Source organism: Bradyrhizobium sp. BLXBL-03, from assembly GCF_051853015.1.
Taxonomy (GTDB): Bacteria; Pseudomonadota; Alphaproteobacteria; order Rhizobiales; family Xanthobacteraceae; genus Bradyrhizobium; species Bradyrhizobium manausense.
In genome coordinates this window covers 785265-809354 of record NZ_CP182470.1, presented here as the reverse complement: position 1 = coordinate 809354, position 24090 = coordinate 785265, and the positions used below count along the sequence as shown (strand labels likewise).

At 65.0% G+C, this 24090-nt stretch carries 26 protein-coding genes and 1 other RNA gene; 19 read left to right on the top strand and 8 right to left on the bottom strand.

The annotated features are described in order from the left end of the window. The first annotated feature begins 344 nt into the window (after positions 1 to 344). The 11 genes from rpmH to dapE all read left to right on the top strand — a co-directional run bounded on the left by rpmH (position 345) and on the right by dapE (position 10057). Positions 345 to 479 (top strand): 50S ribosomal protein L34, encoded by a 135-nt coding sequence (rpmH, locus tag ACNJX9_RS03865; RefSeq protein ID WP_008542748.1) that lies wholly within the window; start codon positions 345 to 347, stop codon positions 477 to 479. A gap of 28 nt (positions 480 to 507) precedes the next feature. Next, on the top strand, positions 508 to 933 hold the full coding sequence (gene rnpA, locus ACNJX9_RS03860; RefSeq protein WP_057748422.1) for a ribonuclease P protein component: 426 nt from the start codon (positions 508 to 510) through the stop codon (positions 931 to 933). Between the two features lie 16 nt (positions 934 to 949). Continuing rightward, positions 950 to 2803 (top strand): membrane protein insertase YidC, encoded by a 1854-nt coding sequence (yidC, locus tag ACNJX9_RS03855; protein WP_057748419.1) that lies wholly within the window; start codon positions 950 to 952, stop codon positions 2801 to 2803. A gap of 109 nt (positions 2804 to 2912) precedes the next feature. Beyond that, a complete protein-coding gene (yihA, locus tag ACNJX9_RS03850) occupies positions 2913 to 3566 on the top strand; it encodes a ribosome biogenesis GTP-binding protein YihA/YsxC (RefSeq protein ID WP_057748416.1) in 654 nt (217 codons plus the stop codon). Continuing rightward, entirely contained in the window at positions 3566 to 3925 is a 360-nt protein-coding gene (locus ACNJX9_RS03845) for a DUF423 domain-containing protein (RefSeq protein ID WP_439407852.1), read from the top strand. The genes yihA and ACNJX9_RS03845 overlap by 1 nt, the downstream gene beginning before the upstream one ends. 167 nt (positions 3926 to 4092) lie before the next feature. Then, complete coding sequence (gene argB / locus ACNJX9_RS03840) at positions 4093 to 4980, top strand: acetylglutamate kinase (protein WP_057748412.1); 888 nt, start codon at positions 4093 to 4095, stop codon at positions 4978 to 4980. 194 nt (positions 4981 to 5174) lie between these two features. Next, the gene (locus ACNJX9_RS03835) at positions 5175 to 6158 is read left to right on the top strand and encodes a DUF1036 domain-containing protein (protein ID WP_439410005.1); all 984 of its coding nucleotides are present in this window, start codon (positions 5175 to 5177) and stop codon (positions 6156 to 6158) included. 112 nt (positions 6159 to 6270) lie between these two features. Then, complete coding sequence (locus ACNJX9_RS03830) at positions 6271 to 6960, top strand: pyrimidine 5'-nucleotidase (protein WP_439407851.1); 690 nt, start codon at positions 6271 to 6273, stop codon at positions 6958 to 6960. Positions 6961 to 7192: 232 nt separating this feature from the next. Next, positions 7193 to 8038: a 2,3,4,5-tetrahydropyridine-2,6-dicarboxylate N-succinyltransferase gene (dapD, locus tag ACNJX9_RS03825; RefSeq protein WP_439407850.1), complete on the top strand. Its 846-nt coding sequence runs from the start codon at positions 7193 to 7195 to the stop codon at positions 8036 to 8038. A gap of 232 nt (positions 8039 to 8270) precedes the next feature. Continuing rightward, positions 8271 to 8894, top strand: a complete 624-nt coding sequence (locus ACNJX9_RS03820) for a DUF805 domain-containing protein (protein WP_439407849.1) — start codon at positions 8271 to 8273, stop codon at positions 8892 to 8894. Beyond that, a complete protein-coding gene (gene dapE, locus ACNJX9_RS03815) occupies positions 8891 to 10057 on the top strand; it encodes a succinyl-diaminopimelate desuccinylase (RefSeq protein WP_439407848.1) in 1167 nt (388 codons plus the stop codon). Before ACNJX9_RS03820 ends, dapE begins: the two co-directional genes overlap by 4 nt. Before the next feature lie 136 nt (positions 10058 to 10193). Here the strand turns inward: dapE and truA are convergent, their stop codons facing one another. From truA to def, 3 genes are all read right to left on the bottom strand, one after another. Beyond that, the gene (gene truA, locus ACNJX9_RS03810) at positions 10194 to 10931 is read right to left on the bottom strand and encodes a tRNA pseudouridine(38-40) synthase TruA (protein ID WP_439407847.1); all 738 of its coding nucleotides are present in this window, start codon (positions 10929 to 10931) and stop codon (positions 10194 to 10196) included. After that, a complete protein-coding gene (gene fmt / locus ACNJX9_RS03805) occupies positions 10931 to 11854 on the bottom strand; it encodes a methionyl-tRNA formyltransferase (protein WP_439407846.1) in 924 nt (307 codons plus the stop codon). Before fmt ends, truA begins: the two co-directional genes overlap by 1 nt. A 122-nt stretch (positions 11855 to 11976) precedes the next feature. Continuing rightward, a complete protein-coding gene (gene def, locus ACNJX9_RS03800; RefSeq protein WP_057748398.1) occupies positions 11977 to 12504 on the bottom strand; it encodes a peptide deformylase in 528 nt (175 codons plus the stop codon). 169 nt (positions 12505 to 12673) lie between these two features. On the opposite strand from def, the gene ACNJX9_RS03795 reads away from it, so the two are divergent. Beyond that, positions 12674 to 13870: a DNA recombination protein RmuC gene (locus ACNJX9_RS03795; protein ID WP_439407845.1), complete on the top strand. Its 1197-nt coding sequence runs from the start codon at positions 12674 to 12676 to the stop codon at positions 13868 to 13870. 129 nt (positions 13871 to 13999) lie between these two features. After that, positions 14000 to 15364: an AmpG family muropeptide MFS transporter gene (locus ACNJX9_RS03790; protein ID WP_439407844.1), complete on the top strand. Its 1365-nt coding sequence runs from the start codon at positions 14000 to 14002 to the stop codon at positions 15362 to 15364. 128 nt (positions 15365 to 15492) lie between these two features. Here the strand turns inward: ACNJX9_RS03790 and ACNJX9_RS03785 are convergent, their stop codons facing one another. The 5 genes from ACNJX9_RS03785 to ffs form a co-directional block, all read right to left on the bottom strand. Further along, positions 15493 to 15930: a hypothetical protein gene (locus ACNJX9_RS03785; protein ID WP_220001419.1), complete on the bottom strand. Its 438-nt coding sequence runs from the start codon at positions 15928 to 15930 to the stop codon at positions 15493 to 15495. Between the two features lie 24 nt (positions 15931 to 15954). Continuing rightward, positions 15955 to 16557, bottom strand: coding sequence for a recombination mediator RecR (gene recR, locus ACNJX9_RS03780; RefSeq protein ID WP_057748392.1), 603 nt, complete (start codon positions 16555 to 16557; stop codon positions 15955 to 15957). 1 nt (position 16558) lies between these two features. Beyond that, positions 16559 to 16879: a YbaB/EbfC family nucleoid-associated protein gene (locus ACNJX9_RS03775; RefSeq protein WP_439407843.1), complete on the bottom strand. Its 321-nt coding sequence runs from the start codon at positions 16877 to 16879 to the stop codon at positions 16559 to 16561. A gap of 24 nt (positions 16880 to 16903) precedes the next feature. Continuing rightward, positions 16904 to 18742, bottom strand: coding sequence for a DNA polymerase III subunit gamma/tau (locus ACNJX9_RS03770; protein WP_439407842.1), 1839 nt, complete (start codon positions 18740 to 18742; stop codon positions 16904 to 16906). 95 nt (positions 18743 to 18837) lie between these two features. Continuing rightward, positions 18838 to 18934: signal recognition particle sRNA small type (ffs, locus tag ACNJX9_RS03765), an RNA gene on the bottom strand. Between the two features lie 183 nt (positions 18935 to 19117). Here ffs and ACNJX9_RS03760 point away from each other — a divergent pair. From ACNJX9_RS03760 to ACNJX9_RS03735, 6 genes are all read left to right on the top strand, one after another. Continuing rightward, entirely contained in the window at positions 19118 to 19972 is an 855-nt protein-coding gene (locus tag ACNJX9_RS03760; RefSeq protein WP_057748391.1) for a transporter substrate-binding domain-containing protein, read from the top strand. Positions 19973 to 20097: 125 nt separating this feature from the next. Then, the gene (locus ACNJX9_RS03755; protein ID WP_439407841.1) at positions 20098 to 20760 is read left to right on the top strand and encodes an amino acid ABC transporter permease; all 663 of its coding nucleotides are present in this window, start codon (positions 20098 to 20100) and stop codon (positions 20758 to 20760) included. Beyond that, the gene (locus ACNJX9_RS03750) at positions 20757 to 21551 is read left to right on the top strand and encodes an amino acid ABC transporter ATP-binding protein (protein ID WP_439407840.1); all 795 of its coding nucleotides are present in this window, start codon (positions 20757 to 20759) and stop codon (positions 21549 to 21551) included. The genes ACNJX9_RS03755 and ACNJX9_RS03750 overlap by 4 nt, the downstream gene beginning before the upstream one ends. Continuing rightward, positions 21551 to 22306, top strand: coding sequence for an SDR family NAD(P)-dependent oxidoreductase (locus ACNJX9_RS03745; protein WP_439407839.1), 756 nt, complete (start codon positions 21551 to 21553; stop codon positions 22304 to 22306). Before ACNJX9_RS03750 ends, ACNJX9_RS03745 begins: the two co-directional genes overlap by 1 nt. Beyond that, positions 22303 to 23430, top strand: a complete 1128-nt coding sequence (locus ACNJX9_RS03740; protein ID WP_439407838.1) for a muconate cycloisomerase family protein — start codon at positions 22303 to 22305, stop codon at positions 23428 to 23430. The genes ACNJX9_RS03745 and ACNJX9_RS03740 overlap by 4 nt, the downstream gene beginning before the upstream one ends. A gap of 232 nt (positions 23431 to 23662) precedes the next feature. Continuing rightward, a complete protein-coding gene (locus tag ACNJX9_RS03735; protein ID WP_439407837.1) occupies positions 23663 to 24082 on the top strand; it encodes an HIT family protein in 420 nt (139 codons plus the stop codon). Positions 24083 to 24090: the final 8 nt, after the last annotated feature.

Sequence of the window (24090 nt, the reverse complement as noted above, 5' to 3'; positions counted from 1 at the left end):
GGAGGATGCGACCGCCCCCCGGGGCGGTCAAATTACAGATCGCTAATCTGCCAAGGTGGGATGTAGGCGCTGATATCGCTATCCGCCACCTCAAGGGTTAAAAACCCCAAGGGAAACAGGAAGGAAACAGGAAGGAAACAGCGATATTCACCGGAACTGCGCGGTCCTGCGGCGTTGACGAAAACAAGACGCTCCCTTATAAGCCGCGCAAATTGTCCGCGATGACCCGGTGCGACACCGGGAGCGGCTCTTCTGGGGCCGGAAACGGCCCGTTTTGGGCCGCATCTTTACGGACTTTATCATCAATTCTACAGGCAAATTGCCCGGTCAGCGGAGAAAAACCCGTGAAGCGGACTTATCAACCCAGCAAACTGGTGCGCAAGCGCCGTCACGGTTTCCGTGCTCGTCTCGCCACTGCCGGCGGCCGCAAGGTTCTCGCCGCCCGCCGCGCCCGCGGCCGCAAGCGTCTGAGCGCCTGAGCCGGACCCCCTTTACCGGGATTTCATTATGGATCGGCTGAGGCAGCGAGCGGATTTCCTCGCCGTTGCCAATGGCGCGCGGGTGAACAGTCCCGCGTTCGTCTTGCAAAGCCTTGACCGACGAAGCCTTGGTCGCGACGACCTCGGTCCTGTCAGGATCGGCTTCACCGTTACCAAAAAGAACGGCAACGCTCCCGAACGCAATCGCATCCGGCGCCGACTTCGCGAATTGGTGAAGCGGCTCGACCCGGTATCGATGCAACCCCATCATGATTACGTGCTGGTCGGCCGCAGGGGCGCGCTCTCGCGCGACTTCACGACCATGCTCGACGATCTGCGCATAGCGATCACGAAGCCCGCGCGGCATACGGCCAAAGGATCTGACAACGGATCTGACAAGGGACGCCGGCCAAATCCAAGGCCCGGCCCAGCCGCCAGCCGCAAACCGGATTGATGACGAGACCATAGTGATGACCGACAATCGCAATACCATCCTCGCCGTCATTCTGTCCGGCCTGGTGCTGATCGCCTGGCAGTACTTCTACAACGTGCCGGCGATGGAGAAGCAGCGCGCCCAGCAGCAGGCCCAGGCCGAGCTGCAGAAGGGCAATCCGCAGCCGACGGCCTCGGCGACACCGGGCGCCACGCCGCAGGCGGGCTCGACGACACCGACCACCACACCAGGGGCGAACCAGCCGGCCCAGCCGGTCGTCGCCCGCGACACCGCGATTGCATCGAGCCCGCGCGTGAAGGTCGAGACGCCGCGGCTCGTCGGCAGCATCTCGCTGAAGGGCGGCCGCATCGACGATCTGGCGCTGGTGCAATATCGCGAGACGGTCGATCCGAAATCGCCGCCGATCATTCTTTATTCGCCCTCGGGCACCGCGGAGCCCTATTACGCCGAGTTCGGCTGGGTGGCGGCCACGGGTGTGACGTCGAAAATGCCCGATGCCCAGACCGTCTGGCAGCAGGACGGCAGCGGCAGCCTGACGCCGACCACGCCTGTCGTGCTGAAGTGGGATAATGGCGATGGCCTCAGCTTCCGCCGCACCATCTCGGTCGACGACCACTATCTCTTCACCATCAAGGACGAGGTGAGCAATGTCGGCAACGCGCCCGTTACGCTCTATCCGTTCGCGCTGATCTCGCGCCACGGCACGCCGCAGGTGTCGGGCTATTACATCCTGCATGAAGGCCTGATCGGCTATCTCGGCGAGCACGGCCTGCAGGAGTACGCCTACAAGAAGATCGACGAAGCCAAGAAGGTCGACTTCAAGGCCACCAATGGCTGGCTCGGCATCACCGACAAATACTGGGCCTCGGCGCTGCTGCCCGACACCAGTGCGCAGCTTCAGGCCAAGTTCTCCTCGAACCTCGTCGGCAACGTCCATACCTACCAGACCGACTATCTGCTCGACCCTGTTACCGTCGCGATCGGCGGCACCGCGACCGCAAATGCGCGGCTGTTCGCGGGCGCCAAGGAAGCCGGCGTGGTCGGCATCAATTTCCCGTTCGCCGGCCTCGGCGGCTACAACAAGGCGCTCGGCCTCAACAAGTTCGATCTCCTGATCGACTGGGGCTGGTTCTACTTCATCACCAAGCCGATGTTCCTCGGCCTCGACTTCTTCTACCGCTTCTTCGGCAATTTCGGCATCTCGATCCTGCTCGTGACCGTGATCGTGAAGCTCCTGTTCTTCCCGCTGGCGAACAAGTCCTACGCCTCGATGGCGAAGATGAAGTCGATCCAGCCGCAGCTTCAGGCGCTGAAGGAGCGCTATCCCGACGACAAGGTGAAGCAGCAGCAGGAGATGATGGAGATCTACCGCAAGGAGAAGATCAATCCGGTCGCCGGCTGTCTTCCCGTGGTGATCCAGATCCCGGTGTTCTTCTCGCTCTACAAGGTGCTGTTCGTCACCATCGAAATGCGGCACGCGCCGTTCTACGGCTGGATCAAGGACCTCTCCGCACCCGATCCGACCAACCTCTTCAACCTGTTCGGGCTGATCCCGTTCGACCCGACCACCATCCCGGTGTTCGGCCACTATCTGGCACTCGGCATCTGGCCGATCATCATGGGCATCACGATGTGGTTCCAGATGAAGCTGAACCCGACGCCGCCGGATCCGACGCAGCAGATCATCTTCAACTGGATGCCGCTGATCTTCACTTTCATGCTGGCGGGTTTCCCGGCGGGCCTCGTGATCTACTGGGCCTGGAACAACACGCTCTCGGTGATCCAGCAGAGCTTCATCATGCGCCGCAACGGCGTGAAGGTGGAGCTGTTCGATAATCTCAAGGCGACGTTCGCGAAGAAGGCGACGTGATCGTCATTGCGAGGAGCGAAGCGACGAAGCAATCCAGAATCCCTCCGCGGATACATTCCTGGATTGCTTCGCTTCGCTCGCAATGACGTAAGGAAACAGCGAGCTTCGCATGACCGACGACAAAGATGCGAAGCTGATCGAGGCCGGGCGAAAGCTGTTCGCCCGCGACTGGCAATTCATCTGGGCCTCCCCCTCGATCCAGACGCTGCCGCCGATGGCGGGGCCGGAGATCGCCTTTGCCGGGCGCTCCAATGTCGGCAAATCGAGCCTGATCAACGCACTCACGGGGCGTAACGCGCTGGCGCGCACTTCGCACACGCCGGGCCGCACCCAGGAGCTGATCTTCTTCGAGGTCCCCGGCAAGACCGACCTGCGCCTCGTCGACATGCCCGGCTATGGCTATGCCAAGGCGCCCAAGAGCCAGGTCGCGTCCTGGACCGAGCTGATCCACACATTCCTGCTGGGGCGGGCCTCGCTCGCGCGCGTCTATGTGCTGATCGATGCGCGGCACGGGCTGAAGGATGTCGACCTCGACGTGCTGGGGACGCTCGACCGCTCCGCCGTCAGCTATCAGGTCGTGCTGACCAAAGCCGATCAAGTGAAGGCCTCCGAGCTGCAGGCGCGCATCGCCGAGACGGAAGCTGCATTGGCAAAACATCCGGCCGCGTTTCCGAACGTGATCGCGACCTCGTCGCGCTCATCGACCGGCATGGCTGAATTGCGTGCCGCGATGGCCAAGCTGCTCGAAGAGCGGAGCGCGTGATGCTCCGCCTGCTGCTCGCCCTCGCCGGTCTGATGGGCGCCGCCGGCGTGGCGCTGGCCGCGGCCGCCGCCCACGGCGCGGATGCCAGCCGGCTTGCCTCCGCCAGCGCCATGCTGCTGTTTCATGCAACTGCCATATTGGCGGCGGTCACCTTGCTCGCGCGCGGCCTTCTGCACGGCGGAATTGGCCTGATCGCCGCATTCGGCTTCGTGATCGGCGCTATGCTGTTCGCGGGCGACCTCACCCTGCGGCAATATGCGGGGCATTCGCTGTTTCCGATGGCAGCGCCGTCAGGTGGAACGCTGATGATCTTGAGCTGGCTGGCGGTGACGCTTGCAGCGGTGGTGGGGAAACGCTGATCCGTAGCCCGGATGGAGCGCAAGCGAAATCCGGGGTTCTTACCGCGAACACCGCTCCCGGATTACGCTGCGCTCCATCCGGGCTACACATCAGCAACGCTTTGCGCCTCGCCCGCCAATCAGATAGAACGCGAACCCGCGTTAGTCCCGCCAGCGAGATCCGTGACATGACCGACATCTCCCCGCTCGACCAGGCCCGCATCCTGTCCGAAGCGCTGCCGCACATGCAGCAGTACGACGAAGAAACCATCGTCATCAAATATGGCGGCCACGCCATGGGCGACGAGGAGACCGCGAAGAATTTTGCCCGCGACATCGTGCTGCTCGAGCAGACCGCGATCAATCCGGTGGTGGTGCATGGCGGCGGCCCGCAGATCGCGACCATGCTCAAGCGCCTCGGCATCGTCTCGGAATTCGCAGCCGGCCTGCGCATCACCGACGCCGCCACCATCGAGATCGTCGAGATGGTGCTGGCCGGCTCGGTCAACAAGCAGATCGTGGGCTACATCAACGAGGCCGGCGGCAAGGCCGTGGGTCTCTCCGGCAAGGACGGCAACATGGTGAAGGCGTCGAAGACGACGCGCACCATCATCGATCCGGACTCGAACATCGAAAAGGCAATCGATCTCGGCTTCGTCGGCGATCCCGAGAAGGTCGATCTGACGCTGCTCAACCAGCTGATCGGCTACGAGCTGATCCCGGTGCTGGCGCCGCTCGCGACCTCCAAGGAGGGCCAGACGCTGAACATCAACGCGGACACCTTTGCCGGTGCCGTGGCGGGCGCGCTGAAGGCCAAACGCCTGTTGCTGCTTACCGACGTGCCCGGCGTGCTCGACAAATCGAAGAAGCTGATCCCCCAGCTCTCGGTGAAGGACGCGCGAAAGCTGATCGCCGACGGCACCATTTCCGGCGGCATGATCCCGAAGGTCGAGACCTGCATCTACGCGCTGGAGCAGGGCGTCGAGGGCGTCGTCATCATCGACGGCAAGATGCAGCACGCGGTGCTGCTCGAGCTGTTCACCAACCAGGGCACGGGAACGCTGATCCACAAGTGATGGACGAACGCGACCAGCGGAAAAAGGCCGGCATGCCCGGGCTCGCCTTGGGCATCCAGAGCTCTCGCCTCGGACATTCATTCCGGGGCGCCCGCAGGGCGAACCCGGAATCTCGAGATTCCGGGTCTGGTCCTTCGGACCATCCCGGAATGACGAAGGTGAAACATCGCCGCTCGGCCCTCACCCGTTTCCTGATGACGCTGCCGGCCGCGGCCATCTCGCTCTTCTTCTCCTCCGCGCCTGCTTTCGCCGACCTGAAGATCTGCAACCGCATGTCCTACGTGGTCGAGGCCGCGATCGGCATCGACGACAAGGCGGCGACCGCGACGCGCGGCTGGTTCAGGATCGATCCCGCCACCTGCCGCGTCGTGGTGCAGGGCACGCTCACCGCCGACCGCATCCTGCTTCACGCCCGCGCGCTCGGCGTCTACGGCGCCTCGCCGATCCCGCAGAACGGCCACGACTTGCTGTGCGTGGCGCAGGAGAATTTCGTCATCGCCGCCGCGCGGCAATGCCGCAGCGGCCAGACCCAGGCGGCGTTCACGCAAGTGACGCCGACGCAGGCCGACGACGGCAATCTCGTCGCCTATCTGGCCGAGGATTCCGAATATGACGACGAGCAGGCGCGACTGGCCGGCATCCAGCGGCTCCTGGTGATCGCAGGCTACGACATCGGCGCCATCGACGGCGTCGACGGGCCGAAGACGCAAGGAGCGCTCGCCGCGTTCCTGAAGAGCCGCGGACTGTCGTCCGACGCAGTCTCTTCGCCAGGCTTCTTCAAGACCCTGGTCGATGCGGCGCAGACGTCCACTAGCGGTCTCACCTGGTGCAACGACACGCCGCACAAGGTCATGGCGGCAATCGCGACCGATGACGGCAAGTCCGTCACCAGCCGCGGCTGGTATCGCATCGATCCCAAGACCTGCCTGCATCCTGACTTGTCCGGCCAGCCCAAGCAGATCTTCAGCTTCGCGGAAGCCGTGGACAGCGACAACCGCGCCATCAGGCTGAAGGACAAGCCACTGAACTGGGGCGGCGGCAAGCAGCTCTGCACCCGCGAGACCAAGTTCGAGACCAATGAGCAGACCGATTGCGGTGCGCACGGATTCATGGCGACGGGGTTTGGCGTGGTGGACATGAGCAGTGGCGGCAAGACGCTGCGCTTTGCGTTGCCGTGATGGGTTGGCCGCAAATACGGTGTCGTCCCGGCCTGGTGCGCAATTGTGCGCGGGGGCCGGGACGACAGCGGAGCGTGGAGCAGCGATTGCGCTTAGCAGACAGAGCATTGAGATGACCCAACCCCGCGCCTTCGCCCATATCGACACCTGGGTGTTCGATCTCGACAACACGCTCTACCCGCACCACGTCAATCTGTGGCAGCAGGTCGATGCCAGGATCGGCGAGTTCGTCTGCAACTGGCTGAACGTGACGCCCGCGGAAGCGCGCAACATCCAGAAGGACTATTACCGGCGCTTCGGCACCACCATGCGCGGCATGATGACCCTGCATGGCGTGCGCGCCGACGACTATCTCGCCTACGTGCACAAGATCGACCATTCGCCGCTGGAGCCGAATCCGGCGCTGGGCGCGGCCATCGCAAAGCTGCCGGGACGCAAGCTGATCCTGACCAACGGCTCGGTCGATCATGTCGATGCGGTGCTGGCGCGACTGGGCCTCAGCTCGCATTTCGACGGCGTGTTCGACATCATCGCCGCTGAATTCGAGCCCAAGCCGGCGGCGCAGACCTATCGGAAATTCCTCGATCTGCACGCGGTCGACGCAACCAAGGCCGCCATGTTCGAGGATCTCGCCCGCAACCTCACCGTTCCGCACCAGCTCGGCATGACCACGGTGCTGGTGGTGCCTGACGGCACCAAGGACGTGGTGCGCGAGGATTGGGAGCTGGAGGGCCGCGATGCGGCCCATGTCGACCACGTCACGGAGGACCTGGCGGGGTTTTTGGCGGGGTTGTCGCGGTGAAGACGTAGCGGCCCCGTCATTCCGGGGCGCCCGAAGGGCGAACCTCAGGTGCGCAATTGCGCACCGGGGAATCTCGAGATTCCGGGTTCGATGCTTCGCATCGCCCCGGAATGACCGGGGAGGACGGCCAAGACAAGCCCAGCAACCACGATTGTGCGCTTGACTTGACCTTTCCAAATCCCGAAAAAGCGCCCCAATCCATCAAATTCCCCGCTCCCAAGAGGAAATCCCGATGTCCCTGTCCGCCCTGGAATCCACCATCAACAGCGCTTTCGAGGCGCGTGACAGCATCTCGACCTCGACGAAGGGCGAAGTCCGCGAGGCCGTGAACCAGGCGCTGGAGACCCTGGACAAGGGCGAGGCGCGCGTGGCCGAGCGCGGGGCCGACGGCAAGTGGAAGGTCAATCAGTGGCTGAAGAAGGCCGTGCTGCTGTCGTTCCGTCTCAATGACATGGACGTCATTGCCGGCGGCCCGGGCCAGGCCAACTGGTGGGACAAGGTGCCCTCGAAGTTCGAAGGCTGGGGCCCGAACCGTTTTCGCGACGCCGGTTTTCGCGCGGTGCCGGGCGCCGTGGTGCGCCGCTCGGCCTTCATCGCCAGGAACGTCGTGCTGATGCCGTCCTTCGTCAATCTCGGCGCTTACGTCGATGAGAGCACCATGGTCGACACCTGGGCCACCGTCGGCTCCTGCGCGCAGATCGGCAAGCGCGTGCACATCTCCGGCGGCGCCGGCATCGGCGGCGTGCTCGAGCCGCTGCAGGCCGAGCCCGTGATCATCGAGGACGATTGCTTCATCGGCGCGCGCAGCGAGGTCGCCGAGGGCGTGATCGTGCGCAAGGGCGCGGTGCTGTCGATGGGCGTGTTCCTGGGCGCCTCGACCAAGATCGTCGACCGCGAGACCGGTGAGGTCTTCATGGGCGAGGTGCCGGAATATGCTGTCGTGGTGCCCGGCGCCCTGCCCGGCAAGCCGATGAAGAACGGCCAGATCGGCCCGAGCACCGCCTGCGCCGTGATCGTCAAGCGCGTCGACGAGCGCACGCGCTCGAAGACCAGCATCAACGAGCTGCTGCGGGACTGATCGGCGCACACTGCCTCAACATCGTCGTCCCGGCGAAGGCCGGGACCCATAGCCACAGGGCTTAGTCGGGCGAAGACTGGAAGTGGTCTTCGAGACGGGCACCGCTCAAGACCGATAGACCTCGCGGTATGGGTCCCGGCCTTCGCCGGGACGACGCCGAGGAGCGATCGAACCCCCTCTTCCTCCATCGCGACCAAGATCCGGGCGACCCCTCCTGCCCGGAGCCTCTCGCATGAACTGGATCTGGTACCTGTTCCGCTTCGACGGCCGCATTGGCCGTGCCGGGTTCTGGTGCAGCCTGATCTTTGTCTTGTGCGGCATGATCCTGCTGCTGTTCCTCTGCGCGGGCGTCATGGTCGCGTTCAGCGGCAAGGTCGGATCGTTCGAGCTGAATGCCGACGACGTCTTCGCGATTGTCGATCCCTCCACCTATCGATGGTCGCTGCTGGACCATGTGCCGCTGCTGCTGCTCAAGCTTGGCGCGACCGGACTGTTGCTCTGGATTTATCTCGCGATCGTGGTGAAGCGGCTGCATGACCGCGACAAGAGCGCCTGGTGGCTGCTCGCCTATTTCGTGCTGCCGGGCCTCTACACGCAGTTCGAGGAGCGCCTTCCGGACAGCTATTGGGTGCTGCCGCTCGCGCTGGCGAGCGCCGTCCTCACCCTCTCGGCCTTTGTCGAGACCGGCTTTCTGCGCGGCACCATCGGGCCGAACCGGTTTGGTCCGGACCCGGAGGCCGAAGAGGCCGACAATGCTGCCTCCCCTGCGAAAAGCTGGGACCAGAGCCGCGAGCTCGAAATTGTCCCGCCCAGCGCTAGCCCGCCCGCCGGCATGCATGTTAAGCGGGGCGCATGACCGATGCTCTCTCCCTTGCCCGCGACCTGATCCGCTGCCCCTCGGTAACGCCTGAAGACGCCGGCGCGCTCGGCGTGCTTGAGAAAGCGCTTGATGCAGCCGGCTTCATTTGCCACCGCGTGACCTTCAGCGAGGACGGCACCGCCGACGTCGACAATCTCTATGCGCGGATCGGCACCGAAGGCCCGCACATCACCTTTGCCGGCCACACCGACGTCGTGCCGCCAGGCGACGAGAGCGCCTGGAGCGTTGGCGCGTTCTCCGGCGAGGTGAAGGACGGTTTTCTGCACGGCCGCGGCGCGGTCGACATGAAGGGCGGCATTGCGTGCTCGGTGGCCGCGGTGCTGGAGCATCTCGCCGCCAATGGCGGCAAGCCGCGCGCGGACGGGACCGGCTCGATCTCGTTCCTGATCACCGGCGACGAGGAAGACGTCTCGATCAACGGCACCATCAAGCTGCTGAAATGGGCCGCCGAGCGCGGCGAGAAGTTCGATCATTGCGTGCTGGGCGAGCCCTCCAATGTCGAGAGGCTCGGCGACACCATCAAGGTCGGCCGCCGCGGCTCGCAGTCGGGCACGCTCGTCGTCGACGGCGTGCAGGGCCACGTCGCCTATCCGCATCGCGCCTCCAATCCGGTGCCGGACATCTCGCGCCTGATCGTGGCGATCTCGGACGAGCCGCTCGATCATGGCAGCGCGCAATTCCAGGCCTCCAATCTCGAATTCGTCTCGGTCGACGTCGGCAACAAGGCCTTCAACGTCATTCCCGGCGAGGCCCGGGCCAGGTTCAACATCCGCTACAACGACAACCACACCCAGGCATCCTTGCGCGAGCTGGTCGAGACCCGTCTCGCCAAGGCCTGCGGCAACCGCATCAAGGCCCGCATCGTCTGGGAGCCGTCGAACTCCAACGTGTTCGTGACCAAGCCCGGCCCGTTCACTGACCTCGCGGTGTCCGCAATCGAAGAGGTGACGGGACAGAAGCCGGAGCTGTCGACCTCAGGCGGCACCTCGGATGCGCGTTTCATCTCGAGCTATTGCCCGGTGATCGAGTTCGGCCTGGTCGGCCAGACCATGCACCAGGTCAACGAGCGCGTGCCGGTGGTGGATTTGGAGAAGCTGACGAAGGTCTATCGCGGGATTCTGGCAAGATATTTTGGGTAGAATGACGGCCTTTCCCTAATCGCTCCGCCGTCATGCCCGGTCCTTCCCGGGCATCCACGCTCTTCGTCCATCGAGCAAGAAAGATCGTGGATGGCCGGGACAAGCCCGGCCATGACGCCTGGGGCGGCATCACCTTCTAATAATCCACCTTCATCAGATACAGCCCCTCCGGCGGCGCGACGATGCCGCAGGCGGCGCGGTTGCGGGCGGCAAGCGCTGCGGAGAGATCGTCGGCGGTCCAGCGTCCCTCGCCGACCCAGACCAGCGAGCCCACCATCGAGCGCACCTGACTGTGCAGGAACGAGCGTGCCGAGGTGACGATGGTGATCTCGCGGCCATCGCGAAGGACGTCGAGCTGATCGAGCGTCTTCTCCGGGGATTTCGCCTGGCACTCGGTGTCGCGGAACGTCGTGAAATCGTGCTTGCCGAGCAGGCGCTGGGCGGCCGCATGCATCGCGTCAGCGTCGAGCCGGCGCGGCACGCGCCAGGCATGGCCGACGTCGAGCGCGAGATTGGCGCGGGTGTTGATGACGCGGTAGCGATAGTGGCGCCTGATCGCCGAGAAGCGGGCCTCGAAAGTATCGGGCACGATCTCGGCTTCGAGCACTGCGATCGGATGCGGGCGCAAATGCGCATTCAACCCGTCGCGAAACCGGCCGGGCGGAAACTGCTTCTCGACATCGACATGCGCGACCTGGCCGCGCGCATGCACGCCGGCATCGGTGCGGCCGGCCCCGTGCACGCGCAGATCGGCGCCGGTCATGGCCTTCACGGCCGCTTCCAGCGCGCCCTGCACCGACGGCAGCGTGTCCTGGATCTGCCAGCCGAAGAACGGCGCGCCGTCATATTCGATGGTGAGCTTGTAGCGCGGCATTAGGTGAGCCGCATCGGCGGCTTCACTGGCGTGCCGCGCAAGAAGTCTGCCGCCTGCATCCGGCCCTTGCCCTCGCGCTGCAGCTCGAGGATGCGGATGGCGCCCTCGCCGCAGGCGACGGTGAGTTGATCGTCCAGCACGGCACCCGGCGCGCCGGAACCTTTGGCAAGCTCACAGCGCAGGATTTTCACGCGCGCATTCTCGAGCTCGGCCCAGGCGCCGGGAAACGGCGACAGGCCATGAATATGGCGCAGCACCGCATGCGCGGGCTTGCTCCAGTCGATCCGCGCCTCGGCCTTGTCGATCTTGGCGGCATAAGTGACGCCGTCCTCGCGCTGCTTTTTCAGCTGCAACCCGCCGCGGTCAAGCGCCGCCATGGCGCGCACCATCAGGTCGGCGCCGAGACGGGCGAGGCGATCATGCAGATCGGCCGCGGTCATGTTGTCCGTGATCGGAAGCCGCTCGGCCATGGCGACGTCGCCGGTATCGAGGCCGGCATCCATCTTCATCACCATGACGCCGCTCTCGGCATCGCCGGCCATGATCGCGCGGTTGATCGGCGCGGCGCCGCGCCAGCGCGGCAGCAGCGAAGCGTGAAGGTTGTAGCAACCGAGCCGGGGCGTATCGAGGATCGCCTGCGGCAGGATCATGCCATAGGCGACGACGACAGCGGCATCGGCGTCGAAGGCGCGAAATTCTTCCAGCGCCTCCGGCGTCTTCAACGTCTTCGGCGTCAGCACGGGGACGCCGAGCTTTCGCGCGGCCTCTTCAATCGGCGTCGGCTGCATCTGCAGCCCGCGCCGCCCGCCCGGCTTCGGCGCGCGGGTGTAGACGGCCACGATCTCGTGGCCGTGCGCGACGAGCTCGAGCAGCGTCGGCACGGAGAAATCGGGCGTGCCCATGAAGATCAGGCGGAGCGGCATGACAAAAACCTGCGAACGACGCAATCCATTGACGGTCATTCCGGGGCGGCTCGAAGAGCCGAACCCGGAATCTCGAGGTTCCGGGTTCGATGCTGCGCATCGCCCCGGAACGACGGAAAGCCCTACTCGCCCGCGCGCTTGGCGGCTTTCTCGAACTTCTTGATGACGCGGTCGCGCTTGAGCTTCGACAGATAGTCGACGAACAGCACGCCGTTGAGATGATCGATCTCATGCTGGATGCAGGTGGCGTAGAGGCCTTCGGCGTCCTCCTCGTGCAGCTTGCCGTCGAGATCGGTGAAGCGCACGCGCACCTTGGCCGGGCGTTCGACCTCCTCGTAATATTCGGGGATCGACAGGCAGCCTTCCTCGTAAGTGGACAGCTCCTCTGACGAGGCGATGATCTCCGGATTGATGAAGACGCGCGGCTCCGGCTTGGTCTCGCCGTCCGGGTTGGGCTTGGCGAGGTCCATGGTGATCAACCGCAGCGGCTGCGCGATCTGGATCGCAGCGAGGCCAATGCCGGGCGCGTCGTACATGGTCTCGAACATGTCGTCGGCAAGCTTGCGGATCTCCGCCGTGACCTTCTCGATCGGCTTGGAGACCAGACGCAGCTGCTTGTCGGGCAGGATGATGATTTCTCTGAGGGCCATGGCGGGCGATTTAAGCTGCGCACGAGAAGCGGTCAATGCGGCCGGGAACGCGTCAACCCTCCGCTGACCATAAAACTTCGCCTTTCGGTAACCATAAAAATGAGGAGGCCGTTAGGCTCATCGTTCTCTCTTCGTTCGCTCTGGCTCGCGAATCGGCTAGAAGGGCGACATGAACGAGATCATTTTCATGCTGGGCGACTGGCCGGTGCGCACCATCGATGCGCTGATCGGCTTCGGCGCCCTCGTCCTCATCCTGCTGGCGGTGATTGCCGTCGTGATCGCGCGCTCCGGGCGGCGGGGCGCGGAACTCGCGATGGCGAGCGCGGTCCGGGCCGACGAGCTGGAAGAGCGGCTCGCCCAGGTGCTGCACGCCCAGAGCGAGGCCTCCGGCCGGGTTGACGCCATGACCCAGGCGCTGGCCGGCCGCCAGGCCGAAATGGCGCGGGCGGTCAACGAGCGGCTGGATTCGGTGACCCATCGGGTCGGCCAGTCCATGGAACACTCGACCCGCAACACCATGGAGAGCCTGCGCGCGCTGCACGAGCGGCTCGGCATCATCGACTCTGCCCACAAGAACCTCACCGACCTCACCACGCAGGTCACGACCCTGCGCGACGTGCTCGCCAACAAGCAGTCGCGCGGCGCCTTCGGCCAGGCGCGGATGGAGGCGATCGTCCAGGACGGCCTGCCGAAGGGGTCCTACGAATTCCAGTTCACGCTGTCGACCGGAAAGCGGCCCGACTGCGTCGTGTTCCTGCCCGACCAGCGCCCGCTCTGCATCGATGCCAAGTTTCCGCTGGAGGCGATGACCGCGCTGCACGATGCCCGCACCGACGAGGAGAAGCGCCTCGCCACGCAGCGGCTGCGCGGCGACGTGATGAAGCATGTCAGCGACATCGCGGAAAAATACCTCGTCACCGGCGAGACCCAGGAGATGGCGCTGATGTTCGTGCCGTCGGAATCGGTCTACGCCGAAATCCATGACGGATTCGACGACGTGATCCAGAAGGCCTATCGCGCCCGCGTCGTGCTGGTGTCGCCCTCGCTCTTGATGCTCGCGATCCAGGTGATGCAGCAGATCATGAAGGACGCGCGCATGCGCGATGCCGCCGACCAGATCCAGACCGAGGTGATCAAGCTCGGCGACGATCTCGGCCGCCTGCGCGACCGTGTGCTGAAATTGCAGAAGCACTTTGCCGACGCCAACGAAGACGTCCGGCAGATCCTGATCTCCGCCGACAAGATCGAGAAGCGGGCGGGACGAATCGAGGAGCTCGATTTCAGCAAGACCGATGCGCCGGAGGGCCCACGGCTGGTATCGGGAGCGGCAGAGCCGTTCCCGAGGAAACTCCAGGCAGGGGAGTGACGGCTCGATCGTCATGGCCGGGCTTGTCCCGGCCATCCACGCCCTTCAACACCGCATGCCCGGGACAAGCCCGGGCATGACGGCTTTTGTGGTCGAGGCATCACGCCTAGAATCTGCTAACACCGCCCCATGACCGCACCCGACGCGACCTCCTCCGCCGGCACCGATGCCCCCGCGACCTCCTGGCGGGACAGCCTGGCTGTGTACCTGCAACCGCGGGTGCTGATCGTGCTGTTCCTCGGCTTTTCGTCGGGGCTGCCGCTGGCGCTGTCGGGCTCGACGCTCTTGGTCTGGATGCGCGAGGCCGGCGTCGATCTCAAGACCATCGGGCTGTTTGCATTGGTCGGCACGCCCTACACGCTGAAATTCCTGTGGGCGCCGCTGGTGGATGCGCTGCACGTGCCGCTGTTCACGCGCGCCTTCGGACGGCGGCGCGGCTGGCTGCTGTTCTCGCAGCTGCTGCTGATCATTTCGATCCTGCTGCTGGCGATGACCGATCCGGCGCGGTCACCGTTCTACGTCGCGCTCGGTGCGCTGCTGGTGGCGACGACGTCGTCGACCCAGGACATCGTGGTCGACGCCTTCCGCGTCGAGAGCCTGCCGGAGAGCGAGCAGGCGGCCGGCATGGCGGCCTATGTCGCGGCCTATCGCATCGGCATGCTGGTCTCGACCGCGGGCGCGCTGTTCATCGTCTCCGGCTTCGAGAGCACCGGCATCACCCGCAGCGCGACCTGGATGTGGGGCTATGTGGTGATGGCGGCGATGGTGCTAATCGGGACGATCACGGCGCTTGTTGCGACCGAGCCCGAGCAGTCGGTGCGGGCGGAAGCTGCGACGCAAACCGAGACCGCATTCACGCGGGTGCTGCACGCGGCGATCGGCGCCTTCTCGGAATTCCTGTCGCGCAAGGACGCGCTCGCAGCGCTCGCCTTCGTGGTGCTGTTCAAGTTCACCGACGCGTTCTCCGGCACCATGACGGCGCCGTTCGTGATCGATCTCGGCTTCACCCGCAACGATTATGCGGCGATCGTGAAAGGCGTCGGCTTAGCTGCGACGCTGATCGGCGGCTTTGCCGGCGGCTTCGTCGCGCGGCGCTACTCGCTGGCGACCTCGCTGTGGATCGGCGGCGTGGTGCAGGCGCTGGCCAACCTCACCTTCTCCTGGCTCGCGCTGGTCGGCACCAATCAATGGGCGCTGGCGCTCGCGATCTGCGCCGAGAATTTCACCAGCGCCATCGGCACGGTGATCTTCGTCGCCTATCTCTCGGCGCTGTGCCAGAACCCGCTGCACACCGCGACGCAATACGCCCTGCTCACCGCGCTCGCGGCGGTGGGACGGACCTATCTGTCGTCAGGGGCAGGCTTCGTCGCCAGCGCGACCGGCTGGCCGCTGTTCTTCGTGATCTGCGTGCTGGTGGCGATTCCGAGCCTGGTGTTGCTCACCTGGCTGCAGAAGCGCGGGCATTTCGAGACGCTGGGGCCGGTGAGGGTTTAAAGCCCGCCTCTCTCCGTCGTCATTGCGAGGAGCTCTTGCGACGAAGCAATCCAGACTGTTTCCGCGGAGAAAGTCTGGATTGCTTCGCTTCGCTCGCAATGACGGTGGAGGGAGCCGTTCGCTCGCCCCTACTTCTTCACCAAACTCCACTTCGTCACCACGGCCTCGCTCATCTGGCCGGGATCGCTGGCGCAGGCGACTTCATCCACCTTCACGGAGATCTCCTTGCCGACGAAGGATTTCAGCTGCGAGGCCTGCGCGTCGCTGGAGGTGACGAGCTGGAAGGTCTCGGGCCCGGTCTCGAGGTCGCACAGCCCGTTCGGCGCCGGCAGGCGCCGCGGCTCGGAGGTGATCTGGTACATCGCGACACGCTTGCCCGCGTTCTTGGCGTCGCGAATCTTCATGGCGTTGAGCTCGCCCGAGAGCACCTCGCCGGCGCTGATCGGCTTGCCGGGCTTCGAGGGCGGCGGCGCCTCGCTCTCCTGCTGCGCGGCGGCGATGGCCGGCGTCACCAGCAGCAGCATCGTCGCGACCAAAGCCGATCGTGTGGCGAAAAGTTTCGTCATGTCGTCCGTTCCGCGGGTCTGTGGCTAGAACAGGGTGCGCTGCCGCATGGCGGCCGATAGCGTGCCCTCATCGAGATAATCAAGCTCGCCGCCGACGGGCACACCATGCGCCAGCCGGGTGACCTTGACGTTGGCGTCCTGAAGCAGGTCGGTGATGTAATGCGCCGTGGTCTGGCCGTCGACAGTCGCATTCAGCGCCAGAATGACCTCGTGCACCTCGGGTGCATGCGCGCGCGCGACCAGCGCGTCGATGGTGAGGTCCTGCGGGCCGACACCGTCGAGCGGCGACAGGGTCGCACCCAGCACGTGATAGCGGCCCTGGGTCGCATTGGCCCGCTCCAGCGCCCAGAGATCGGCGACATCGGCGACGACGACGATGATGGCGCCATCGCGCTTCGGATCGGTGCAGACCGTGCAGGGATTTTGCGTATCGATATTGCCGCAGGTCTTGCAGACCTGGACCTTGTCCAGCGCGACCTGCAAGGCTGATGACAGCGGCATCATCAGCGCTTCGCGCTTCTTGATCAGATGCAGCGCCGCGCGACGCGCGGAGCGCGGGCCCAAACCGGGCAGCCGCGCGAGAAGCTGGACCAGCCGCTCGATTTCAGGACCTGCAACCGCGCCCATCTTACTGGCCGAACAGCCCCGGCGGCAGGCCGAGCCCGCCGGTCAGCGACTGCATCTTCTCCTGCATCGCGGTCTCGGCCTTGCGGCGGGCGTCACCGAGCGCGGTGACGAGCAGGTCTTCCAGCACCTCGCGTTCTTCCGGCTTCATCAGCGAGGCATCGATCTTGACGCCCTTGACGTCCATCTTCGCGGTCATGCGGACGGCGACGAGGCCGCCGCCGGAGATGCCCTCGACCTCCACATTGCCGAGCTGCTCCTGCATCTCCTGCATCTTGGATTGCAGCTGCGCCGCCTGCTTCATCATGCCGAGAAAATCAGCCATGGGTTTTCGTCCTCAAAGATAGGCTCAGAGATCGTCGTCGGCGTCGGAACCGTCGGGCAGATCGTCAGAGCCGTAGTCAGCGTTAATATTGGACTCCGGCGTCTCCGGGGCAAGCCTGCGGACCTCGACGACCTTTGCACCGGGGAAGCGCGACAGCACCTCCTGCACGCGCGGATCGGCCTCTGCGTTGCGCGCATGTTCCTGCCTGGCGGCCTGGTTCACCGAACGGAGCGTGGGCTGGCCCTGCTCGTTGGAAACGATCATGGTCCAGCGCCGGCCGGTCCACAGCTCGAACTTCTTCGCAAGCTCCGAGATCATGGTCTTGGAGGCGTTCGGCTCGAGCGCGACCTCCAGCCGGCCCTCCTCGAAACGGACGAGCCGCATGTCGCCTTCCAGCGCGCTCTTGGTCATGAGATCGCGCTTCTGGCCCGCGAGCGCGACGAGCTGGGTGAAGCTGGTGACACGCAGCTGAGGTGTTGCGCCTTGCGGATCCGGCGCGGGCGCCGCCATCTGCGGCCGCGCGCCGCCGCCGAACGCCGATGGCGACGAGGTCGGCATGCGAACCGGCGCGGCTGGCGGGGCCGGCGCCGCGGAGACCGTCGGCCCCGCCGGCGCGCTGCTGCGCGCGGCACCGCCGCCCACGACCTGTGAGCCGCCGCCATTCTGCTCCAGCATCCTTATCGCTTCGTCCGGCGTCGGCAGATCGGCGACATAGGCGATGCGCACCAGCACCATCTCGGCGGCTGCGGCCGGGCGCGTCGCGCCCTGCACCTCGGCGATGCCCTTGAGCAGCATCTGCCACATCCGCGACAGCACCCGCATCGAGATCCTTGAGGCGAAATCCTTCGCGCGCACGCGCTCGGTCTCGCCATAGGCGACGTTGTCGGCCGTCGCCGGCACGATCTTCACGCGGGTGACGAAATTGACGAATTCAGCGAGATCCGACAGCACCACGATCGGATCCGCGCCGACATCGTACTGATCGCGGAACTCCTTGAACGCAGCCGCGATGTCGCCGCGCGCCAGCGAATCGAACAGATCGATGACGCGGGTGCGGTCGGCAAGGCCCAGCATCTGCCTGACCGCATCGGCCTTCACCCGGCCCGCCGCATGGGCGATGGCCTGGTCGAGCAGCGACAGCGAATCGCGCACCGAGCCTTCGGCCGCGCGCGCGATGATGCCGAGCGCCTCCGGCTCGATCTCGACATTTTCCTTCGCGGCGATGTTGGCGAGATGCTTCATCAGCACGTCGGCCTCGACGCGGCGCAGGTCGAAGCGCTGGCAGCGCGACAGCACCGTGACCGGGACCTTGCGGATCTCGGTGGTGGCGAACACGAACTTGGCGTGCTCCGGCGGTTCCTCCAGCGTCTTCAGGAAGGCGTTGAACGCCGCCGTCGACAGCATGTGGACTTCGTCGATGATGTAGACCTTGTAGCGGGCACTGGCCGGAGCGTAGCGCACGCTGTCGTTGATCTGGCGGACGTCGTCGACACCAGTATGGGAGGCCGCATCCATCTCCAGGACGTCCATGTGCCGGCTTTCCATGATCGCCTGACAATGCACGCCGAGGGTCGGCATGTGGATGGTCGGGCCCTTCACCGAACCGTCCGGCATCTCGTAGTTGAGCGCACGGGCAAGGATGCGCGCAGTGGTGGTCTTGCCGACGCCGCGGACGCCGGTGAGGATCCAGGCCTGCGGAATCCGGCCGGTTTCGAACGCATTGGAGACGGTGCGGACCACAGCCTCCTGGCCGATCAGATCGTCGAAGCTCGAGGGACGGTATTTCCGCGCCAGCACCCGATAGGGCGCGTTCCCGGCCGGGCCGGCGCTATCAGGAGGTGGAGGGGCGCCAGCGTCGGTCATCGGTCAATCCGCAATGGAATGTCTCTCGGCTGGCTTTTGCGGACAGGAGCGCGCCAGCGGGAGGCCCGCCGGCGCTGGTTCGCTCGAAAAAACAGGTAGGAGACTGACGAGCGACCCGATCCGGACCTCGTTAGGGCTGCTTCCTTCCGGACCTGACCCGGTTGGCGAGTGGCTCGTCCACCGCCAATCTCCCGGTCCCTATTTGGGGCCAAAGGAGCGGGAAAGCAAGCGGGTATCATATCGGCCAACTTGATCTTGCCCAGCATCCGGGCAATTCCTGACCTGCCCAGCCGATAGGCTGTGCTTTCGCTACCAGGGCCGCCTTGGTAAGAACGCTGCCGGAACTCCACCTCACCAGAAAAGCGATTGATCCCAATGGTTACACGTCGTGATGTTGCATCGATTGTCGGACTTGGCGCCGTCGGCGCAGTGACCGCAAGCGCGCTGGCCTCGAAGGCCGTGGCCCAGGCGGCCGATCCCAACGAATCGACCTTCGCCCGCATCCGCCGCACCAAGAAGATGCGGATCGGTGCCGTCGGCGGCGGCGCGCCCTATTACATGAAGGATCTTTCCAGCGGCCAGTGGAAGGGCTTCTACATCGACATCGCCAAGGCGTTGGCCGACGACATGGAGGCCGAGCTCGACATCACCGAGACCACCTGGGGCAATTCGGTGCTGGATCTGCAGTCCAACAAGATCGACATCTTCTTCGGCCTGAACCCGACGCCGAAGCGCGCGCTGGTGGTCGACTTCTCGGTGCCTGTCTTCAACAACGCCTTCGGCATTCTCTGCAAGAAGGACTTCAAGCCGAAGAGCTGGGCCGAGCTGAACTCGCCCGATATCAAGATCGCGGTCGACCAGGGCTCGTCCCACGACCAGGTCGTCAGCCGCCTGACGCCGAAGGCGCAGATCTCGCGGCTGAAGACCGCCGACGATGCCACCGCCGCGCTGCAGACCGGCCGCGTCGACGCGCAGTGCCTGATCACGATGCTGTCGCTGACCGTGCTGAAGAAGAACCCCTCGCTCGGCCAGTTCGTGCTGCCGACGCCGATCTTCGCGACGACGTCGAACGCCGGCTTCCGCCGCGAGAACGACAAGACCTTCCGCGACTACGTCAACACCTGGATCGACTTCAACAAGGGCCTCGGCTTCATCCGCAACGCCATCATCACCAATATGGAGCTGGTGGGCGTGACCGAGGCGGACATCCCCCCGGGAGTTTCTCTGTAAGCTTTCCACTGTCATTCCGGGGCGCCCGCAGGGCGAACCCGGAATCTCGAGGTTCCGGGTTCGATGCTTCGCATCGCCCCGGAACGACGGTGCAAAATCGGCACCCACCACGAGTAATCGCACACATGTATCAGTGGGACTTCGGCATCCTCTGGAGCTATCGCTGGCTCTTTCTCAACGGGCTTGGCGTCACCGTCGGCTTCACCGTGGTGATCGTGCTGCTCGGCCTCGTGTTCGGCCTGTTCGGCGCTTTCGGCAGCCTGTCGCGCTTCCAGCCGGTGCGGCTCGTCGCCCTCGCCTTCATCGAGGCGTTCCGCTGCACGCCGATCCTGGTGCAGCTGATCTGGTTCTACTACGCGCTGCCGATCCTCGCCGGCGTCGAGATGACGCCGATCACGGCGTCGGCGCTGGCGCTCTCGCTGTACGGCGGCTCGTTCTATTCGGAGATCATCCGCGGCGGCATCGTCTCGATCGACAAGGGCCAGTCGGAAGCCGGTGCCGCGCTCGGCATGACCCCAGGCCAGAGCATGCGACGCATCGTGCTGCCGCAGGCAATCAAGCGCATGATCCCGGCGCTGATGAACCAGTCGATCATCCAGTTCAAGAACACCTCGCTGGTCTCGGTGCTGGCGGTGCCCGACCTCGTGTATCAGAGCCAGGTCGCAGCCCATGACAGCTACCGGCCGCTCGAGACCTACACCGCGGTTGCGGTCGCCTATGCGGCGATCCTGATCCCGCTCACCATCATCGTCCGCCGCGGCGAGAAGCACCTGGCGGTCGGCGAATGAGCGAGACATCGAAAATCGAGATCCGGGCCTTACGCAAGAGCTTTGGCAGCAACGAGGTTTTGAAGAACATCAATCTCGACGTCGCCAAGGGCGGCGTCGTCGCGCTGATCGGGCCTTCAGGCTCCGGCAAGTCGACGCTGCTCCGCTGCATCAATCTTCTGGTCGTGCCCGACGGCGGCAGCGTGCGCGTCGGTGATATCAGCTTTGCGTTCGGCGACGGCACAAAGCTCCCCGACGTAAAGAGCCTGGCAAAATTCCGCGCCAGCACCGGCATGGTGTTCCAGCACTTCAACCTGTTCCCGCACATGACGACACTCCAGAACGTGATGGAAGGGCCGGTCACCGTGCGGCGCATGGCCAAGGCCGATGCCGAAAAGCTCGCGCGGGCGCAGCTCGCCAAGGTCGGACTCGCGGAGAAGGCGGACCAATATCCGGCAACGCTGTCAGGCGGCCAGAAGCAGCGCGTTGCGATCGCACGCGCGCTGGCGATGGAGCCTGACGTCATGCTGTTCGACGAGGCCACCTCGGCGCTCGATCCCGAGCTCGTCGGCGAGGTGCTGAACGTGATCCAGCAGCTGGCCTCCGAAGGCATGACCATGGTGATCGTGACCCACGAGATCGCCTTCGCCCGCGAGGTCGCCGACCGCCTCATCTTCATGCGCGACGGCGTCGTGGTCGAGGAAGGCCCGGCGCGGCAGGTGATCGACAATCCCGGGGAAGCCGCGACGCGCGCCTTCCTCAGCCATTTCCACCGCACCGGCGCGCTGCCGCCGACCAACGCGACATCGTGATGCCTGAGATCAACCGCGTCTATCTCGTCACCGGCGCCGCCAGCGGCATTGGCCGCGCCGCGGCAAAGCTGCTTGCCGCACCCGGCACCGCGCTGCTGCTGCATACGCGCGCGAACGCCACGGGCCTCGATGCCACGGCAGCGGAAGCCGAAGCAAAGGGCGCCGTGGTCGCCAAATGCCTTGGCGATCTCGCCGACGAAACAGCCGCGACCGATGCCATCGCCGCGGTGCAATCGGCTTTCGGCCGGCTCGATGGCTTGGTTCTCGTCGGCGGCCATGCCCGCCGCGGCAGCGCGATCGGCACCCCGGCGGATCAGTTCCGGCAGGCCATGGACGAATCGGCGCTGGCTTTCACAGGGATGGTCGAGGCTGCACTGCCGCTGCTGCGGGCCGGGAATGAGGCGCGGATCGTCGCGGTGTCCTCCTTCGTCGCACACGCGATCCGGCCCGAATTCGCGCCGTTCGCAGCGACGGCCGCGAGCCGCTCCGCGCTGGAAGCGCTGGTGCGGCTCACCGCGATGGAGCTTGCAAAAGACGGCATCACCGTCAACGCGGTGTCGCCCGGCCTGATCGTCAAGGACAAGCCGGGCGAGAGCCGGCTGTCGCCCGAGCAGATCGCCGCAACGGAAGCGCTGATCCCGATGCGCCGTCGCGGGCGGCCGGAAGAAGTCGCCGAGATCATCGCCTTCCTGGCGTCCCCAAAAGCATCCTACGTCACCGGTCAGGTCTGGCACGTCAATGGAGGCCTGACATGACCGAAGCAACCATCCAGCGTCTCCGCCTGTTCCTGATCGAAAGCCCGATCAAGATGGCGCGGCTGCAGGGCGTCGGCAACGTCAAGGGCACCGTGAAGCGCGTGCTGATCGAGCTGACCTCGAGCGATGGCGTGATCGGCTGGGGCGAAGCTGCGCCGTGGGAGGTGTTCACGGGAACACCGGAAGCTGCGTTCGCGGCGCTCGACATTTATCTGCGGCCGATCGTGATCGGCAAATCCGTGCGCCGCATCCGCGCGCTGATGGCCGAGCTCGACCGCGCGGTGGTTGGGCACGCCGAAGCAAAAGTTGCGATCGAGATGGCGCTGCTCGACATCGTCGGCAAATCGTCGGGACTCTCGGTTGCCGACCTGCTCGGCGGCCGCGTGCGCGACACCATCCCGCTGTCGTTCTCCATCGCCGATCCGGATTTCGCCGCCGATCTCGAACGCATGCGAAAAATGGTTCCTGAGGGCAATGTCATCTACAAGGTCAAGACCGGCGTAAAACCGCATCGCGAGGACCTCGATCATCTCGAAGCGATCCGGAAAGAGTTCGGCGACAAGGTCGATCTGCGCGTCGACTACAACCAGGCTTTGGCGCCGTTCGGCGCCATCAAGATCCTGCGCGATGTCGAAGAGTTCGCGCCGACCTTCATCGAGCAGCCCGTGCCGCGCAGATTTCTCGACGTGATGGCGCAGCTCACCGCTGCGCTGGAAACGCCCGTGCTCGCGGATGAGAGCTGCTTCGATCGCCGTGACATGATGGAGGTGGTGCGCCGCGAGGCGGCCGATGCCGTCTCGATCAAGCTGATGAAATCAGGCGGCCTGTACGAGGCGCAGGCGATCATGGCGATCGCCGACATCGCCGGCCTGCCAGGTTATGGCGGCACGCTGTGGGAAGGCGGCATTGGCCTCGCCGCCGGCACGCAGCTGATCGCGGCGACACCGGGCATCTCGCTCGGCTGCGAATTCTACATGCCGCATCACGTGTTGACCGAAGACGTGCTGGAAGAGCGCGTTGCCAATCGCGCCGGACAGGTAGTGGTGCCCGACGGGCCGGGCCTGGGCATCCGCGTCAGCGAAGCCTCGATTCGCGCCAATGCGCGGGTGCTGGCGGAGGCGTAGTTTTTTGGTCGTCCTGGCGAAGGCCAGGACCCATTACCCCAGGCAGGAGTCGTGAGGCGAGCTGGTCGCCGCGACTCTTCGCAAAACGGCTTCCTGGGGTGGGTCCTGAATCTGCGCTTCGCTTGTCCAGGACGACGATCGCGTATGCAGTTGCCATCCTTTCCCTTACTGACCTCCTATCGTATGGTCTGGCCCAACACGCCCGACCCGATCGGGCCATCCGGAAACCTTCATGCCCGAACCCGTCTGGTCGCTGCACTCCCGCCTGAAAGAGGACACCATCGACATCGGCGACCTGCCGCTGTCGAAGGTGCTGGTCATCAAGGACGCCAACTATCCCTGGCTGCTGCTGGTGCCGCGGCGGCCTGATGCGGTCGAGATCATCGATCTCGACGAGGTGCAGCAGGCACAGCTGATGACCGAGATCTCCCGCGTCTCTCGCGCGCTGAAGGAGATCACCAGATGCGACAAGCTCAACGTCGCGGCGCTCGGCAATCTCGTGCCGCAGCTTCATATTCACATCATCGCGCGCCGCACCGGTGACGCCGCCTGGCCGCGGCCGGTCTGGGGCGTGATGAAGCCCTTGGCGCATGACGCGGCCGAGGTACAGAATTTCATCAGCGCGCTTCGCAAGAAAATCTGGTTGGGTTGAAAGAACAA

Bases quoted from the DNA above. Each gene is read 5' to 3' on its own strand.
- ACNJX9_RS03785 (WP_220001419.1), bottom strand. From the start codon at position 15,930: ATGACGAAACTTTTCGCCACACGATCGGCTTTGGTCGCGACGATGCTG.
- def (WP_057748398.1), bottom strand. From the start codon at position 12,504: ATGGCCCTCAGAGAAATCATCATCCTGCCCGACAAGCAGCTGCGTCTG.
- ACNJX9_RS03745 (WP_439407839.1), top strand. From the start codon at position 21,551: ATGCCTGAGATCAACCGCGTCTATCTCGTCACCGGCGCCGCCAGCGGC.
- ACNJX9_RS03835 (WP_439410005.1), top strand. From the start codon at position 5,175: ATGACGCTGCCGGCCGCGGCCATCTCGCTCTTCTTCTCCTCCGCGCCT.
- ACNJX9_RS03770 (WP_439407842.1), bottom strand. From the start codon at position 18,742: ATGACCGACGCTGGCGCCCCTCCACCTCCTGATAGCGCCGGCCCGGCC.
- ACNJX9_RS03830 (WP_439407851.1), top strand. From the start codon at position 6,271: ATGACCCAACCCCGCGCCTTCGCCCATATCGACACCTGGGTGTTCGAT.
- ACNJX9_RS03820 (WP_439407849.1), top strand. From the start codon at position 8,271: ATGAACTGGATCTGGTACCTGTTCCGCTTCGACGGCCGCATTGGCCGT.
- ACNJX9_RS03790 (WP_439407844.1), top strand. From the start codon at position 14,000: ATGACCGCACCCGACGCGACCTCCTCCGCCGGCACCGATGCCCCCGCG.
- ACNJX9_RS03750 (WP_439407840.1), top strand. From the start codon at position 20,757: ATGAGCGAGACATCGAAAATCGAGATCCGGGCCTTACGCAAGAGCTTT.
- truA (WP_439407847.1), bottom strand. From the start codon at position 10,931: ATGCCGCGCTACAAGCTCACCATCGAATATGACGGCGCGCCGTTCTTC.
- ACNJX9_RS03760 (WP_057748391.1), top strand. From the start codon at position 19,118: ATGGTTACACGTCGTGATGTTGCATCGATTGTCGGACTTGGCGCCGTC.
- ACNJX9_RS03740 (WP_439407838.1), top strand. From the start codon at position 22,303: ATGACCGAAGCAACCATCCAGCGTCTCCGCCTGTTCCTGATCGAAAGC.
- fmt (WP_439407846.1), bottom strand. From the start codon at position 11,854: ATGCCGCTCCGCCTGATCTTCATGGGCACGCCCGATTTCTCCGTGCCG.
- rnpA (WP_057748422.1), top strand. From the start codon at position 508: ATGGATCGGCTGAGGCAGCGAGCGGATTTCCTCGCCGTTGCCAATGGC.
- argB (WP_057748412.1), top strand. From the start codon at position 4,093: ATGACCGACATCTCCCCGCTCGACCAGGCCCGCATCCTGTCCGAAGCG.
- ACNJX9_RS03755 (WP_439407841.1), top strand. From the start codon at position 20,098: ATGTATCAGTGGGACTTCGGCATCCTCTGGAGCTATCGCTGGCTCTTT.
- ACNJX9_RS03845 (WP_439407852.1), top strand. From the start codon at position 3,566: ATGCTCCGCCTGCTGCTCGCCCTCGCCGGTCTGATGGGCGCCGCCGGC.
- yidC (WP_057748419.1), top strand. From the start codon at position 950: ATGACCGACAATCGCAATACCATCCTCGCCGTCATTCTGTCCGGCCTG.
- ACNJX9_RS03775 (WP_439407843.1), bottom strand. From the start codon at position 16,879: ATGGCTGATTTTCTCGGCATGATGAAGCAGGCGGCGCAGCTGCAATCC.
- yihA (WP_057748416.1), top strand. From the start codon at position 2,913: ATGACCGACGACAAAGATGCGAAGCTGATCGAGGCCGGGCGAAAGCTG.
- ACNJX9_RS03735 (WP_439407837.1), top strand. From the start codon at position 23,663: ATGCCCGAACCCGTCTGGTCGCTGCACTCCCGCCTGAAAGAGGACACC.
- dapE (WP_439407848.1), top strand. From the start codon at position 8,891: ATGACCGATGCTCTCTCCCTTGCCCGCGACCTGATCCGCTGCCCCTCG.
- dapD (WP_439407850.1), top strand. From the start codon at position 7,193: ATGTCCCTGTCCGCCCTGGAATCCACCATCAACAGCGCTTTCGAGGCG.
- ACNJX9_RS03795 (WP_439407845.1), top strand. From the start codon at position 12,674: ATGAACGAGATCATTTTCATGCTGGGCGACTGGCCGGTGCGCACCATC.
- recR (WP_057748392.1), bottom strand. From the start codon at position 16,557: ATGGGCGCGGTTGCAGGTCCTGAAATCGAGCGGCTGGTCCAGCTTCTC.